Origin of the sequence: Enterovibrio sp. FF113, from assembly GCF_041439165.1 — a bacterium.
In the GTDB taxonomy this organism is placed as follows: Bacteria; Pseudomonadota; Gammaproteobacteria; order Enterobacterales; family Vibrionaceae; genus Enterovibrio; species Enterovibrio norvegicus_A.
Map to the genome: position 1 here is coordinate 223,622 of NZ_JBGONO010000001.1, position 14,335 is coordinate 237,956.

Annotated in this window: 14 protein-coding genes; 6 read left to right on the forward strand and 8 right to left on the reverse strand. The window is 46.2% G+C overall.

The annotated features are described in order from the left end of the window. The first annotated feature begins 29 nt into the window (after positions 1 to 29). Positions 30 to 572 carry a DinB family protein gene (locus ACED36_RS01140; RefSeq protein ID WP_016958561.1) on the forward strand — a complete coding sequence of 181 codons (543 nt, stop codon included), beginning with the start codon at positions 30 to 32 and terminating at the stop codon, positions 570 to 572. A gap of 43 nt (positions 573 to 615) precedes the next feature. Here ACED36_RS01140 and ACED36_RS01145 read toward each other — a convergent pair whose 3' ends face one another. Beyond that, positions 616 to 1,245, reverse strand: coding sequence for a flavin reductase family protein (locus ACED36_RS01145; protein ID WP_371732601.1), 630 nt, complete (start codon positions 1,243 to 1,245; stop codon positions 616 to 618). Positions 1,246 to 1,401: 156 nt separating this feature from the next. Here ACED36_RS01145 and ACED36_RS01150 point away from each other — a divergent pair, with 156 nt between their 5' ends. Beyond that, on the forward strand, positions 1,402 to 2,364 hold the full coding sequence (locus ACED36_RS01150; protein ID WP_016958559.1) for a hypothetical protein: 963 nt from the start codon (positions 1,402 to 1,404) through the stop codon (positions 2,362 to 2,364). A gap of 81 nt (positions 2,365 to 2,445) precedes the next feature. On the opposite strand, the gene phnP is transcribed toward ACED36_RS01150, so the two are convergent. From phnP to ACED36_RS01170, 4 genes are all read right to left on the reverse strand, one after another. Beyond that, positions 2,446 to 3,204 carry a phosphonate metabolism protein PhnP gene (gene phnP / locus ACED36_RS01155; RefSeq protein ID WP_016958558.1) on the reverse strand — a complete coding sequence of 253 codons (759 nt, stop codon included), beginning with the start codon at positions 3,202 to 3,204 and terminating at the stop codon, positions 2,446 to 2,448. Between the two features lie 487 nt (positions 3,205 to 3,691). Further along, positions 3,692 to 4,003: a hypothetical protein gene (locus ACED36_RS01160; protein ID WP_016958557.1), complete on the reverse strand. Its 312-nt coding sequence runs from the start codon at positions 4,001 to 4,003 to the stop codon at positions 3,692 to 3,694. A gap of 102 nt (positions 4,004 to 4,105) precedes the next feature. Next, positions 4,106 to 4,678, reverse strand: coding sequence for a cytochrome b/b6 domain-containing protein (locus tag ACED36_RS01165; protein ID WP_016958556.1), 573 nt, complete (start codon positions 4,676 to 4,678; stop codon positions 4,106 to 4,108). 207 nt (positions 4,679 to 4,885) lie between these two features. After that, positions 4,886 to 7,429 carry an Ig-like domain-containing protein gene (locus ACED36_RS01170; RefSeq protein WP_016958555.1) on the reverse strand — a complete coding sequence of 848 codons (2,544 nt, stop codon included), beginning with the start codon at positions 7,427 to 7,429 and terminating at the stop codon, positions 4,886 to 4,888. A 477-nt stretch (positions 7,430 to 7,906) separates the two neighbouring features. On the opposite strand from ACED36_RS01170, the gene dctP reads away from it, so the two are divergent. Together dctP and ACED36_RS01180 are read left to right on the forward strand one after the other, a co-directional pair. Beyond that, the gene (dctP, locus tag ACED36_RS01175) at positions 7,907 to 8,941 is read left to right on the forward strand and encodes a TRAP transporter substrate-binding protein DctP (RefSeq protein WP_371732602.1); all 1,035 of its coding nucleotides are present in this window, start codon (positions 7,907 to 7,909) and stop codon (positions 8,939 to 8,941) included. Between the two features lie 106 nt (positions 8,942 to 9,047). After that, the gene (locus ACED36_RS01180; protein ID WP_371732603.1) at positions 9,048 to 9,617 is read left to right on the forward strand and encodes a hypothetical protein; all 570 of its coding nucleotides are present in this window, start codon (positions 9,048 to 9,050) and stop codon (positions 9,615 to 9,617) included. A 56-nt stretch (positions 9,618 to 9,673) separates the two neighbouring features. Here the strand turns inward: ACED36_RS01180 and ACED36_RS01185 are convergent, their stop codons facing one another. Together ACED36_RS01185 and ACED36_RS01190 are read right to left on the reverse strand one after the other, a co-directional pair. After that, entirely contained in the window at positions 9,674 to 10,000 is a 327-nt protein-coding gene (locus ACED36_RS01185; protein WP_016958552.1) for a hypothetical protein, read from the reverse strand. A 90-nt stretch (positions 10,001 to 10,090) separates the two neighbouring features. Continuing rightward, complete coding sequence (locus ACED36_RS01190; RefSeq protein ID WP_371732657.1) at positions 10,091 to 10,483, reverse strand: VOC family protein; 393 nt, start codon at positions 10,481 to 10,483, stop codon at positions 10,091 to 10,093. A 475-nt stretch (positions 10,484 to 10,958) separates the two neighbouring features. Between ACED36_RS01190 and dgt the strand changes: the two genes are divergently transcribed. Then, positions 10,959 to 12,419 (forward strand): dGTPase, encoded by a 1,461-nt coding sequence (gene dgt, locus ACED36_RS01195; RefSeq protein ID WP_371732604.1) that lies wholly within the window; start codon positions 10,959 to 10,961, stop codon positions 12,417 to 12,419. Positions 12,420 to 12,479: 60 nt separating this feature from the next. On the opposite strand, the gene ACED36_RS01200 is transcribed toward dgt, so the two are convergent. Next, the gene (locus ACED36_RS01200) at positions 12,480 to 13,106 is read right to left on the reverse strand and encodes a TetR/AcrR family transcriptional regulator (protein WP_371732605.1); all 627 of its coding nucleotides are present in this window, start codon (positions 13,104 to 13,106) and stop codon (positions 12,480 to 12,482) included. Between the two features lie 135 nt (positions 13,107 to 13,241). Between ACED36_RS01200 and ACED36_RS01205 the strand changes: the two genes are divergently transcribed. After that, positions 13,242 to 14,333 (forward strand): efflux RND transporter periplasmic adaptor subunit, encoded by a 1,092-nt coding sequence (locus ACED36_RS01205; RefSeq protein WP_016958548.1) that lies wholly within the window; start codon positions 13,242 to 13,244, stop codon positions 14,331 to 14,333. Positions 14,334 to 14,335: the final 2 nt, after the last annotated feature.

Below are 14,335 nucleotides of genomic sequence, written 5' to 3' on the forward strand. Positions count from 1 at the left end.
ACTCAAAAACAGCCTGCAGGGAGCATGATATGGACTTACAATCGAATTTTAGAATGATGGCGCGATACAATCAGCGCATCAATGCGAACCTTTTACGTGTTTGCCGCCAACTCAGCGACGAGCAGTTGAATCAAGATGCCCACGCCTTTTTCCCGAGTGTGCTTGATCACTGGAATCACATTATGTTTGGCGACCTCATCATGCTTCAGCGCCTAGCAGCCAATCACGTTGCTGGCTTGGATGAGTCATCATTAGATGGCATGCCCATTTCTCGTGCCATCAACGATACTTTCGCGCCAAGCCTTGATGAATTTATGCCACTTAGAGTAAAACTGGACGTCATCATTTTGTCGATGGTTGAACACCTGACTGAAGATGTCACTTCTAAACCATTTACTTACACAAACACTGAAGGAAAGAGCCTCACTAAATTCGTGGGAGAATACTGCCAACACCTCTTCAACCACCAAACTCACCATCGTGGGCAACTCACTTGTTTATTGAGCCAATTAGGGTTGGATTATGGCTGCATGGATTTACCCATTGTTGTACCAGAGGGTGGCGCTGTTTGAATTAGAGATATCGATAGCTGACCTACTATAGGGCATTAAAAGCCTAGATCTCCTCCACATTCTTGCCCGGTTTTGCATAGCGAAGTCGGGCAAGACGGTTGGTGACGTGATAGCTGTCTAACCCTGATATCGCCACCGTTTCCAACGCTTCAATGTCAATATAACCATCCTCTGAAATCGCTTCTTCATCGACAATGACTTGCACGATTTCACCAATGATCAACACCGTTCCATTGATGGCCAACGTTTGGGTTTCACGGACTTCTAAGGCAAATTTCACGCGGCTTTCTGCAACATAAGGCGCTGCAATTCCATCTACCCACTCTGGCGTTAATCCCGATTCCTCGAATTCAGATACGTCAGCGGGATAACGTGCAGAAGTCTGATGCGCCTGCTTCCATACATCGACACATACTTGGTTAATGGTATACACACCCGAAGCTTGAATGTTTTCCAACGTGTCACGAGTGACTGTGTGGGGCCGACAGATCATGCCCACTAGCGGGGGATTGGCGCCGATGTGGAAAACAGAACTAATAATCGAAAGATTGTGATTGCCCTTGGCATCTGTAGTCCCGATCAAATTAGCGCTCTTAAAACCGGAAAGACTGTTTATAAATTTAGCGCGATAACGGTCATCCATCGCGTCGAGTTCTGTTGTGTTGAAATTCATGATCTTTTCATTTTATTGTCAGTGTATGGACCAATACAGCGTAACGTTCTTTTTCGATCATCGTGATGAATCGCAAATTTTAGAATTACCAAACAAAAAAAACAAGTTAGGATAGCCGAAAAAGCACTGTAGCTATTTGTAGAGACCAGGAAAAACATGAGCGGAATAAAGGAATTTCTAAGCCGTACATTTAAAGACAGCGTGAACGTGGCGACCACTCTGTACAAGGTCATGATCCCGACCATTATTTTTGTAAAGATTTTTGAAGAAATGGGCGGCGTTGAGTGGTTTTCAGATTTCATCGCGCCGCTCATGCAGTTGGTTGGTCTTCCCAGTGAAATGGGGTTGGTTTGGGCCACCGCGATGTTCATTAACATCTATTCTTCTTTGGTCATATTGGTCAACCTTGACGTACCCATGACAGTGGCTCAAGCGTCAATTCTAAGCTGTATGATTTTGCTAGCACACTCCATGCCGATTGAAGTGAGCTTAGCGAAAAAGTCAGGCGTCTCAGTGTGGTGGGCCATTGTCAGCCGCGTCGGCGGTGCTTTGCTCTTTGCATGGATATTACAACTGATTTACAGCACAACAGGTTCATTGCAAGATCCCGCACAAATCATCTGGCAAACTTCAGTCTCTGGCGACATCCCCCTCACCGACTGGGCGCTTAATCAAGTGCAAAATCTTGGCATTGTATTCGTTATTATTCTTGCCCTTATTCTGATGTTAAACCTGTTGAAAGTGCTCGGTATCGAACGCTTAATTGCCAAAGCACTTAGCCCGTTTTTACGATTACTTGGTATTAGCCAAGAAGCCACTAACCTGACGTTAATTGGCATTACGTTGGGTCTGTCTTATGGTGGTGGTTTATTAGTCAATGAAGCAAGAAAAGGCCATATTCCGCCTCGTGATGTTTTCACTGCCATTACCCTGTTGGGACTGCTTCATAGCTTGATAGAAGATACCATTCTCATGCTGGTGATCGGCGCGGATTTCAACACCATTTTCTGGGGAAGGCTCATTTTTGTCTTGGTGATCGTTGGAACAATTTCACGCCTGATTAGACTGGTTGATGGCAAACGCTACGAACGGTTGTTCTACCGCTCTGTTGCTATTTAGATTACAGCAGTAAGTTCGGATATACGCGTTTAGCCTAGATACCAAGCGCGTATATTTTCCTTCAGGCTCTTTTCTCTACCTTCAAATCTCCATCCCATCACGTCCAATCTCCACCCAATTCGGTACGCCATTCTCCATCAACCACCGATCGAGATCGTGACCAATATGTGTGATGATCAATTCCTTGGGCTTAAGCTTTTCTTGGATCAGGCGAGCAATATCTAAATTTCCATGATTCCCAGCTTCACTGTTAGGCGGGAAACTGCAATCAAGCACGATAGCGTCTATTGGCTGCCGCTCTAGAAGGAAATCTAAGGTTTGTGCAGAAAGACCATCTGTATCAGTCAGGTAGGCAAAACTCATGATCCCATACTCAAACAGAAAGCCCATTGTGGGACGCGAGTGCTTCATCGCGAGCGGGGTGATCTTGAGCCTGTTTATATTAAAAGATTCCCCATGATCCAACGTGGGTTTAAAACTCAAGCAACCTGGATGCTTGAGCAGATCTGCGCAGCCTTGCGGGTCATCAGGACACCAAACCGGAATAGGTGACGTATTGCCCCAACGAAGATGAAACAAACCCTGAACATGATCGACATGAAAATGCGTCAACAGAAATCCATAATACGTGCCAGCCGCAAAACGTGAATGCAGGTCCATCAAGCCTGCATCAATCAGCAGTCTCTCTTGTGCACCGCCCCTTCCCCATTCAAGCATCGCTGAGCAAGGTTTTCTTTCAAACGCAGCTTGAGATCTCGCCCTTTCGCAAGCAATACATTCACAACCATACAACGGTACGCCACCCGCAGCACCCGTTCCCAATAACGTCAATCTGAGCATCTTTCATTCCCTAGCAGACAAAATAGCGGGGCTAGCCCAGTTCAAACAATGATCTCTACCTCAACAACCTCAACATGCAGGATTCATCGTGACTCCCGAAAGGCGAGTTTGTTGGTTGCTTGGATATACCGCCAGTGCTTGGACAATATAGCTGTGATTTGAATAGAGAATGCACACAATGGATATAGTTCGCCGAGTTCAGCCCAACGCTCTAATGGCGAGTCATTTACCGCAGCATCGCGACAATATATCACCCGTACATGCAAAGTGAGAGTTAGGTCAGTGTACTGATTCCTATTCATAACTGTAGTGGCTATTCGTCAAATTTTTTAACAATTACCATTGAATATTTCGGGGAAAAAGTAGTCAAATCACGTGGGGATAGAGGAGCGATATAAGGCAGGTTAGTCAGTGAAGAGACGGTTAATTGCAGCATACCCAAGAAAGAAAACGTTGAGCATGCTGCTAAACAGGCAAGAAAACAGCGTTAATAGCTCACTCTAATTTCAACTTCATAAGGCGTATTGAGCAAAACAGATTCGCCACTGCTCGAAACGGTTTCACACGCCAATACCTCACCAGAAAACATCGTTTTTTCATTTTCAATCATGTCTTTCCAAATATGATCCAGATTCAGGATGCGAGCATCACTAAATCCATCAAACTCAAGTCGAATACAACCTTGCCAGTCGTTACCGCTACCTGATTTTTCGTACTCAGCGCCTACACCCGTCACCGACCGTTTAGACATCACAGCAACAGCAAATTCGGCAACTTCTTTTTCTTTCCATGTTTCCATCTTGGATGCCTCTCATATTTACCTGACACAATTTGATATATGACAAAATTATAGACACTAATTTGCATATCGCTTATTGGCTACAGGTAAAAAAGGAATACATCATTTGCTTTGCCACCATGTCAGTAAATGCAACAGAGCAAAGAGGCCATGACCGTATATATAAGCTTCAATAGCCCCAACAGCGGTTTTATGAATAGAGAGAAAATCGGGAGCGATAGCACTGCCAAAAGTGAAGAACCCAAACCACAGCGTTCCGGTAAATACAGCCAACAGCAAGGCTAGCAACCCTAGCCCTTCTACTGTTGCGGCTAATCCGCCAGCCCGAGGCTCAGGCAAGTGCCATTTAAACAACGAGCCAATATCTTCCTTGATGGACTTGAAATCCCCGCTCACCCAAGGATATAAATCAGCCATCGAACGGCGATTCAGAACAATAATGAAAAATAACGTCGCCACCACCAGCAACCCTAACCCGCCATACATATGCGATTTGTCTATCCAAGTGAGCTGCACTTCTGTGGTATCCGCATGAACGTGCATGCCAAAGGACGTACCTAACTGAAACAATACCCAGGTCATGGTTAGCATATGCAGCCATTTCTCTGATTTGGGTAACTGAGAAAACAAAAAGGAGAGTCCTTTTAGGGTTTTGCCGCCAACATGATGAGTCATCAATTTATCTACGCCATAAAAAGCCTGAACGAAGTATATGAACGAAGACTAATCGATGAAGTCATGCTTACGAGACAGGCCGACAGTTAAGACAGGAATTAAAAATCGGCAGACTGGCTGCCGATTTTGTATTTACTACATACTTGCTTGATTACATACCGCTTAGATTATCAAACGTTGTAATGAAGCCAAGCGATACGCTAAGTATCACTGCCCTGCATTCATGGCTTTCAATTTATCACCCACTGGGCCTGAAAAATTGTAACCATCGTGCTGGTCCCAGTTGATTGACCATGTCATCACACCACCAAAATTCGGGTAGTTAAATGCTGGAACCACAGTGCCACAACTTGTGCCCTTGGTGACACAATCGAGCGCATCAAGAATGTTACGTGTCGGTGCTTGACCTGAGTTGGCAGAGCTTGGCCCAGACGGCAAACCAATCGCAACTTGATCGTCTCTAAGCGGTGCAAACATAGTGCCATTTGCGAGCTCAAACCCTTCGATCAGCATTTTTGATTGGGCAACCATCATGTCTACCGAACCTTCTGGCGCTGCACCCGCAAGGTAAGGGTTTGGCATGCCACCATTGTTATAAAGCTGGACATGCAGTAAATCGAGCGTATCACGCAACTCATCAATTAGTGGAATATACGCGCCCCAGATCCCTGTGTATGCAACCATACCACCTTGAACATAAGGATGTTCTGGTGCCATGGTAAGATACATATCACCGCCCATGTTCACTTCAATCTGCTTCAAGGCACGAGGTAAGCGCGCCTGAATTTGCGAACCGTGAAGCAAATTAGACCCGCTTTCAAGGTCGATATCTAAACCGTCGAAGCCCCATTCTTTAATGATTTCTGTCAGGCTAGAAACAAACGCAGCTTCATCAGTATCATTGTTCAGTGTGATTGTGCCTTCAGCACCACCCAAAGACAGAACAAACACTTTGCCCTTAGCTTGCAATGCGGCCATTTCTTGCTTGAACACCTGTGGGTCAAGCGGCGCACAACTGCTGCGAATATCACCGTTATAAAGGTTGAAGTGAACCGTACCATCACTGTTGCGATCGTTTTCTGCAAAGGCAATATCAATGATATCCCACGCTTCAGACATTTCACTAAGCTTCAACGGGCAACCTGCGCCGTTCACAAAGTTGTGCCAGTAACCAATCAATTTGTGTTTGACCGCTGACTGTTCGAACACTTTCACAGTAACACCCGAAGTTGCCGCCGTTAAACCGTTACTGTCAGTTGCTAGTGCAGAGACCGTAAAGCTTCCAGCGGCGCCCGGAGTCCAATTAGCGCTGTATGGCGCATTCGAATCAGAAGCAACAATCAAACCATCAACGATGAAATCAACCTTTGATACGCTGCCGTTCAATGCACTGGCTTCTGCCGTCAGTGCGACGGTTTTGCCCAGGCCGACTGTCGTGCCAGCAGACGGTGACGTGAGACTCGCCACCAGCGGTTGGTCACTCACATTAACCAGCACACCTGCATTTCCCGTGTTGCCTTCGTTGTCGGTCGCAACCGCACTTAGGCTGATTTCACCCATGCCTTGCGCCAACCAATTAACACGGTAAGGCGCAGTGGCATCGACACCAAGACTTTGTCCCGCCGCAAAAAACTCTACGCCATCTACGCTGCCATCTGCATCCGTTGCATCAACAGCAATGACTATCGGCTCCCCAGCTAGCAACGTAGCGTTGTCCGAAGGCGTGGTAAATGTGACAGTGGGCCCAATGGCACAGATACCCAGCTCTGTCCAAGCATCGGTCCAATACTCACCGTTTTTCGGTTCGTATGCCCAGGCCGAACTCGATGAGCACCAACCGCCCACATCACATTGATATTTGTAGTTACCGTTTTGTACGATGTCACCAGCCCCGTAAGGTGTACCGGCTTTATAAGTCGGCACGCCAGCACAACCACCACCAACACTTTCACCCGCCACACTGACGGAAACTTCACCCGTCCAAGCAGAAAGATCATCTTGATCCGTCGCTTTAGCATTAAAGGTATGGCTGCCTTCTGTTGCAGGCCAGCTAACTTCAAATGGTTCCGTGTTATCAGTACCGACCAACTGGTTATCGACATAGAAATCAACACGCGCAATTGGACCGTCAGCATCAGAGGCAAGCACTTGCAGCGGCACATTATCACCCACTTTGATTTGTGATGTGCTGGTTGGATTCGTTAACTGTGCACTTGGCGGGAATCCGAAATCTGGCGGAACAACCGTGACTGAAACGCTCTGCTCACTGGACGCACCTTCGTTATCCGTCACCACTGCGCTGATGGTGTATTGTCCCTCTGTCGCCGTCCAGCTCAAGGTATACGGCGTAGCATTAACGACACCAAGGCTTAAGCCATTGGCGAAAAATTCGACATCGCTAACCGAGCCATCACTGTCCGATGCGGAGGCAGAAAGAGAAAGCGTATCGCCGTCAGTAAACTGGGTATTGTTAAGAGGTGACGTAACGGAGACAACAGGGGGCACATTTCCGCCTGATACGCATTGCCCGAGGGATTCCCATTCTTGCCATGGACCGGAATTCTCCGCAGGGTTCTTCCCAGATGTCCACCATTTGGCTTTAAACGCTTCACCTTGAAAAGCAACTTGGTTACCGCCGTTATAAACCGCGGAGGTTTCCCACGTAGGCAAAGCAGTACAATCTACCGCCCATGCAGGAAGCGCGGTAGCAATACTCAAGGCAATTGCAGAGTACATTATTGGTTTGTGCATGATGAATTTCCTTATCCGATAACAATCCCAATCAAAATACGTATTCAGTCATTCTTGCTGGTTAAAATCGTCAATCGCTGAGTCAGAGATTTTACTAATAGAATAACTACTTACTGCAATCTCTCCCTTGATGTTGACGATTTTCCCCGCGCAAGTTTATGACCGCTTACTGAATAAGATGGGTATAAAATACAGAGGACTCTCACTTTATTCTTGTCATGAAATATCCCATAACCATCATGGTTAATTAGCCCACTACACTCCAAGCGCTATGCGTATTTTTTGTTCACAATTGCTACACTGCATCAAAGCCAGCAAGCAACGTTTCGGTTTCCCTCAAGCAAAAATCAGACATCATCACTGTTTTATTGCCGCAAAGTCTCATTGAATACACTGATGGCAATGCGTTTTTTGCGTTATCAACTTAATAGGGAAAGATTTCATCACCTTGAGACGACTGCAAAAGGACGCAGAATAATGAAGATAAGAAAGGTATTTTTGCAGGGCATTGCGATTTGTTTAGTTTGGATGACGATGCTCACCCATTCATTAGCGGCGACTGAACCACCAGCAGTGTGGCGTTTTGGTCTCGAAGAAATTGAAGGCTCGGTGCAGGATATCTATGCGCAGGCGTTCAAGAAAAAAGTCGAAGACAAATCTCAAGGCGAGGTTGCTGTTGATATATATTCCTACGGTATGCTCGGCGAATCAGAAGACCTTACTGCACTCACTGCCATTGGTACCTTGCAACTGACCCATGCTTCGATGGGTATCATCGGAGCCCAAGTGCCAGAAATGCAAGTGTTCACGATTCCTTACCTTTTCTCTGCCGACGACGAACTCAATCAACGAGTGCTTTCCTCTAACCCCACGCTTTATGAGATTTTGGGCAATGCATTGATTGACCAAGACCTGCGATTAATGACGATCTATCTCGAAGGTGACATGGTGTGGTCCACCAATAAACTCATTCGAAAGCCACGGGATTTTAACCAATTTAAAATGCGAGTGATGAACTCGTCATTGGTGATAGAAACCTTCAAACTTTTTGGCGCACAAGCGTTACCTCTTCCTTATTCGCAAGTGTACGGCTCACTACAAGCCCGCATTATCGATGGACAAAGCAATCCAATATTTTCAATTGAAGAAATGAAGTTCTACGAAGTCACCGAATACCTTATTTGGTCCGGACAACAAAAATTCACCACCTCCGTACTCGCCAATCAAGCGTGGTACTTAACCCTGTCCTCCGCGCATAAACGCATTCTCAGCGAAACAATAGAAGAGCTCTCGCCCTATATATTCGAGCAACAAACCAAGCTGAACAAAGCACAGCTGAAGACCATCAAAGAATCCAAGCCCAGCATGACCATGGTCACGCTCACTAAACGCGAAAAAGCCGCATTCAAGAAAGCCTCTGATCCCATTAGGAAACAGTATATTGAGAACGCAGGCGAAGCGGGAAAACGTTTATTGGAAGCATTAGAAGCAGATTTCAACAACGTTAAGTAAATCCAAATTTTTTATTTAGCAACTCTTGGGACAATTAGCGTTTTATATATATTCAGCAATATAGGAATAGAATACCATCAATAATCGCTAGAACATTTTAGGATACGTGCCGTTGAAACTCGCGATAAACGTCTTTCTCACCATTCTGATCATGCTTAGCCCAAGCACTGCTTTGGCATTTAACAAGAAAAGCACACAGTTCGTCGATACCATTAAACTTCATGGCTATATTGATGGATATGGCAATGTAAGAGTGAAGAACGCCAAAATCACAGAACTGCCCGATCCTTTGGATGTGAAAGGTTTTCTCGATATCCAAGGCAGCGATATTACCCGTTTGCCCAAGGAACTGAAGGTTGCGGGTTACTTGAACGCATCACATTCCAAACTCACACGCGTGCCAAAAGTCGATGTGGGTGGATACATGAATTTGACTGGCACAAAGGTCACGTCGCTGCCCAGAGGCTTGAACGTCAAAGGCGATTTGAGCTTGGTTAATACACCTATTAAAGCGTTACCACGAAAGCTCAATGTTGAGGGAAATCTTTATCTCGCCAATACAGGTATCACCGCACTGCCACCCGATTTACGCGTGGGTGGAAACCTGTATTTAAGAGGAACAAAAATTAAAACCGTCCCCGAAACCGTGCGAGTCGGCGGAAAAGTCTATCGCTAAGTGAGTAAATGGATAGATCGTCAGGTGAGAGTAAAGCAGATAACCCAAGGCTAACATCACGCCGCTTTCCGCGATTCACGAAATTGTGCCAGCTGAACAGAATGAAGCTTTCGGCGCAACGAGATACCATAGCGATACACTTTACGCCCTTGACGAGTGATCGCCCCTTTGTGTTTGATGACAACGAAAAAGGTCGGCATAGAATTTACCCGTAACTCACAGGGGCCTTCTTCGAGTTTCCATTCAGATACAAACCCGATGCCCTTTTCAGAAATATCGGTTATCACTATACTCACGCGCGGCAAGAACTTATGCGCCCATAGCAGCTGCCCTTTCACACGTGGGTTACACCTAAATCGTCGCCAGCGGCGTACTTCCTTCATCCGTAAATCCATCAGTTGCATATTAACCAATGGCATATTATCAGTGCGAGGTTTTACATTTCCGCCCCAAATTCGAGACAAGACCAGAATTCATCGAATTGATAACTCATAGAGTTCCAATGGCAAGCCATCTGGATCGCTAAAAAACGTGAAACGCGCTCGCGTATATGGGTCAATGCGGATCGGCTCGCATTCGATCTTGTTTTGCTGGAGGTGCTGAATGACCAGGTCAATGTCTTCGCACTGAAACGCCAAATGGCGAAGACCTTGCGCTTCTGGGTATGACGGTCTCTCTGGGCTTTGTGGAAACGAAAACAGTTCTAACTGCCGACCATCGGGCAATACGACATCCACCTTCCAAGAATCTCTTTCGGCGCGATAGTTTTCTGCTTCCAACCTAAAACCCAGCACATCAACGTAGAAATACTTTGAGCGCGTAATGTCACTAACAATCAGCGCCACATGGTGCACCCCAGAAATCATACTCATCACTCTTCTCTCTTCTTTGGGTTTTGCTTTGCTTTTATAGACAATTTACAGAACTTGCCAATTTGTGGTGGAATTTACCAAGCAAAAATCAGCATCCAATCCTCACGGGCATAACTCATTGATTTATTGATGCTATAAATCTGGCATCCAAATTGCTGTGCTATTCCGTATATCATATTTCAAGTGACACAATGCTCGACTTGAATCACAGGGAATTTCAGCATGTCAGTACCAAATCGAAAGCACCAGTATGTGTTAGGCCTAACCATTTTTACCTTTGGACTTGTTGCCGGTATCGCGGTTATTTCACGAATTTTCTAGCTATAAGTCATCGACAGTCTGTCTACACTAAACCATTGTGGTCGCCAACAGAGTCTCGAACCTCCACTCTGTTACCGTCACTATGTACATTATTATCTTCCAGCGCTAAGGTGATGAAATAACGTTGCTTAGTGCCAAGGAAGCCTAAATGTCTACGATTGATTTCAGCAAGAAAATCAGCTTCGCTCGCCCCCACCCCTATGGGAGTAACCTACAAAGGGCGTTTGAAAGCGATCGTGGACGCATCATTAACTCTGCACCCATTCGACGATTGCAGCAAAAAACACAAGTCTTCCCACTCGAGCGCAATTCCGCGGTACGAAGCCGTCTGACGCATTCCATGGAAGTCCAGCAGGTTGGCCGCTTTATCGTGCATACCATCTACGACCAACTGGATGAAAACCAAAAACAGCAATATGGTTTATCAGACCTTGAACGAGCAATTGAATCCTTGGTGGAAATTGCCTGCTTGATGCATGACATGGGAAACCCACCGTTTGGGCACTGCGGCGAAGATGCCATTAACCGCTGGTTTACTCAAAACTTGACCGAGCTTAAACCCATGTCGGGCTTAATGACGAAGCTGCCCATCGCATTGATTGAACCCATTATCCATGAGCTTTGCCATTTCGACGGCAATGCGCAAGCCATTAGGTTGGTTCACTCCCTTCACCGTTTTAACCTCACTTACAGCCAAGCCGCCGCCGTGTTGAAATACACACGCCCAGCGACGGAAACAAAACAAGACGTGCCAGCGTGCAAAAGCTATCTCACCAAGAAAGTCGGTTACTACGCGACGGAATCGCGCTACGTAGAAGACATGATGCGCGAACTCGACATGGAAAAATACTGTCGTCATCCGCTTAGCTATATCATGGAAGCCGCCGATGACATTTCTTACTGCATGGCTGACTTAGAAGATGCGGTAGAAAAACGCATTCTGTCGCTCGAAGCGTTAACCGGACACCTTAAAAGCACCTATCAAACGCTCGAACCACAGAATCGCCCGATCAAAAACAACCAAACCTTCGACGAGCTTTTAGATTGGGTATACAACGACGCTCAAGTGGACGAAATCAGCAAAACTCATAAGTTCTTTATCAAACTGCGCGTGGTGATGGTTCACCCTTTAGTGAATCATGCCGCAAAGCAATTTACCGACCACATTGGCACGGTTTTCACGGGCGAATTTAACCGTGCTTTGATTGAAGACAACAGCCAATTTCATGCCATCACGCAAACCTTCAAGCAGGTTGCGATCAATCACGTATTTAATGACCCTGAAGTGGAAACACTAGAGCTACAGGGTTATAAAATTATTGGCGGCTTGCTCGATCAATATCGTCCGTTGCTAGACTTGCCATTAGACGATTTTAAGAAAATTGTCGACGGTGATGGACGCTATTTTCCGGTAGAACGCAGATTGTTTAATAAGCTTTCTGGTAAACATGTTGCAGCATACAGTTTGGCATTGAAAGAAGAGATGACGGCTGAGAGCACATCGCTGTGGGAATTCTATCTACGCTGTCGACTACTGCAAGATTACATCAGTGGAATGACCGATCAATTTGCGTTCGACGAATACAAGTCTTTGATGGTAAGCGGATAAAAGCGACTGATAATTAGCTGCTCCTGTTCAAATCACCATTACGATTTGGTGTTTTGATCCTCAAAGCAGATGGGAGGGATACCCATATCCACGGAGGAACACCTCCACACACTTGTTGATGTAACTGCGACGCGTTGTTTCATCTTCACCTGCGTCAAAACCAAAAAAGCCCCAGTAAACGGGACGGCCATGCAGCATCAGCAAAAGCTGCATCGACGCGGCTTCTGTGTCTTCACAACAAGGCAAGTCACCGTTTTGCACCAATGTGGCTAAATAATCACTGAGCAACGCGATATTACGTTTCGGCCCCTGCTCCAGGAAAATTTTGGCAATCTCAGGGTGTGTATCAGACTGACGGATAGTGTTCTGGAATGTATGCCTCGCCTCTTCACCCAATAGCATGCTCTGAAAAAGCCAACCATATTCGCATAACACTTCATGGACAGGACGTTTATCGTTTTTCAGATCCCAATTCAGCCCAGACGTCATGCACTTGTCGATAATACAGGTTTCAAACAGGTGATCTTTACTGGAAAAGTGCGCGTAGACCGTTTGCTTACTGACTTTCGCATGCTCTGCAATCGCATCCATTGAAATGCCATAGCCCTGCTTTGAAAAGAGCTCGATTGCCGCTTTTAAGATTTGCTTTCTCTTTTGCTCTTTTCGCTGATGAAGATGCGTTGTCATTAATGTTCCTTAAATGAAACGACAGGAGATAAATATAGCAATCAAACTAGACAGTCCAGTTTGATTGCTTTATTTTTGATCAATATGGACTAGACAGTCTAGTCTAAATACTAAACGGATTATGAGTGTTTTGCCATGCCTAGATATGCGTCGACGATTGTTCTTGTTGCATCCCTGTCGCTACTGACGGCGTGCAATAAAGAAACACAAGCTCAGGAAGAAACGCCGCCAGAGAGCGTTCCATCAGTGACGACGCTTTCAGTGGCAATGACTCCCGGATACACCATTAACCGAGAATTCGTGGGAACCGTTCAAGCTGGGCAAAGCGCCAATCTCGGTTTTGAACTCGGCGGAAAAGTGAATGCGCTCATGGTCGATGTGGGTGACACAGTCCAAGCAGGCGATCCACTTATCGTGCTCGATACCCTGCTACTTGATACCGAGTCCCAACAGCTTTCTGCGCAGCTTGAACAACTGGACGCACAACTCGACCTGATCAAAAACAATCTGCAACGCCAACGTCAACTTAAGAAAAAAGGCTTCAGCGCAGATTCAGAAATCGATTCCCTGACCAGCCAACGTGACGCCCTATTGGCCAATATTCGTCAGCTTGATGCGTCACTTGCATCCAGTGCGTTACGCAAAGACAAATCGACTATCTACGCGCCCTACAGCGGAAAAATCAGTCATCGATTCGTGTCCAATGGTGATGTGGTCAGCATGGGTGCACCCACATTAACCTTGTTGGCGGATTCACAAAAAGAAGCACAAATCGGCATCCCCGTTAAAGCGTTGGCCGATATCAATCAGATGACAGATCCAACTATTCGCGTGGGTAGCCAGCAATATCCAGCCAAGTTACTTAACCCTGGCGCAGACATTGATATGCGATCGCGTACCATCACATTGCGCTTTCTGTTGCCTGAAGAAACGTCAGCCATAAACGGCGAACTGGCTTACCTACAATACAATTACCTTTCTCCTGATGAAGGGTTTTGGATGCCGCTCGCAGGCGTTACAGATGGACTTCGCGGCATGTGGAATGTGTACGCTGCGGTTCCGAACGAGAGTGGCAGTCATGAGATAGCACGCCGCTCTGTGCAGGTGCTTCATGCTGACGACAAAAATGCGTACGTTTCGGGGGCAATTGACGACGGTGAACTCGTCGTAATCGAAGGATTACACCGCGTCATTGCTGGCCAACAAGTCCAAGTATTGACGGAGTAAGC

Coding starts and splice junctions, on each gene's coding strand:
- ACED36_RS01165 (WP_016958556.1), bottom strand. CDS start 4,678: ATGACTCATCATGTTGGCGGCAAAACCCTAAAAGGACTCTCCTTTTTG.
- ACED36_RS01200 (WP_371732605.1), bottom strand. CDS start 13,106: ATGACAACGCATCTTCATCAGCGAAAAGAGCAAAAGAGAAAGCAAATC.
- ACED36_RS01205 (WP_016958548.1), top strand. CDS start 13,242: ATGCCTAGATATGCGTCGACGATTGTTCTTGTTGCATCCCTGTCGCTA.
- ACED36_RS01140 (WP_016958561.1), top strand. CDS start 30: ATGGACTTACAATCGAATTTTAGAATGATGGCGCGATACAATCAGCGC.
- ACED36_RS01170 (WP_016958555.1), bottom strand. CDS start 7,429: ATGCACAAACCAATAATGTACTCTGCAATTGCCTTGAGTATTGCTACC.
- dctP (WP_371732602.1), top strand. CDS start 7,907: ATGAAGATAAGAAAGGTATTTTTGCAGGGCATTGCGATTTGTTTAGTT.
- ACED36_RS01145 (WP_371732601.1), bottom strand. CDS start 1,245: ATGAATTTCAACACAACAGAACTCGACGCGATGGATGACCGTTATCGC.
- ACED36_RS01190 (WP_371732657.1), bottom strand. CDS start 10,483: ATGATTTCTGGGGTGCACCATGTGGCGCTGATTGTTAGTGACATTACG.
- ACED36_RS01185 (WP_016958552.1), bottom strand. CDS start 10,000: ATGAAGGAAGTACGCCGCTGGCGACGATTTAGGTGTAACCCACGTGTG.
- phnP (WP_016958558.1), bottom strand. CDS start 3,204: ATGCTCAGATTGACGTTATTGGGAACGGGTGCTGCGGGTGGCGTACCG.
- dgt (WP_371732604.1), top strand. CDS start 10,959: ATGTCTACGATTGATTTCAGCAAGAAAATCAGCTTCGCTCGCCCCCAC.
- ACED36_RS01150 (WP_016958559.1), top strand. CDS start 1,402: ATGAGCGGAATAAAGGAATTTCTAAGCCGTACATTTAAAGACAGCGTG.
- ACED36_RS01160 (WP_016958557.1), bottom strand. CDS start 4,003: ATGGAAACATGGAAAGAAAAAGAAGTTGCCGAATTTGCTGTTGCTGTG.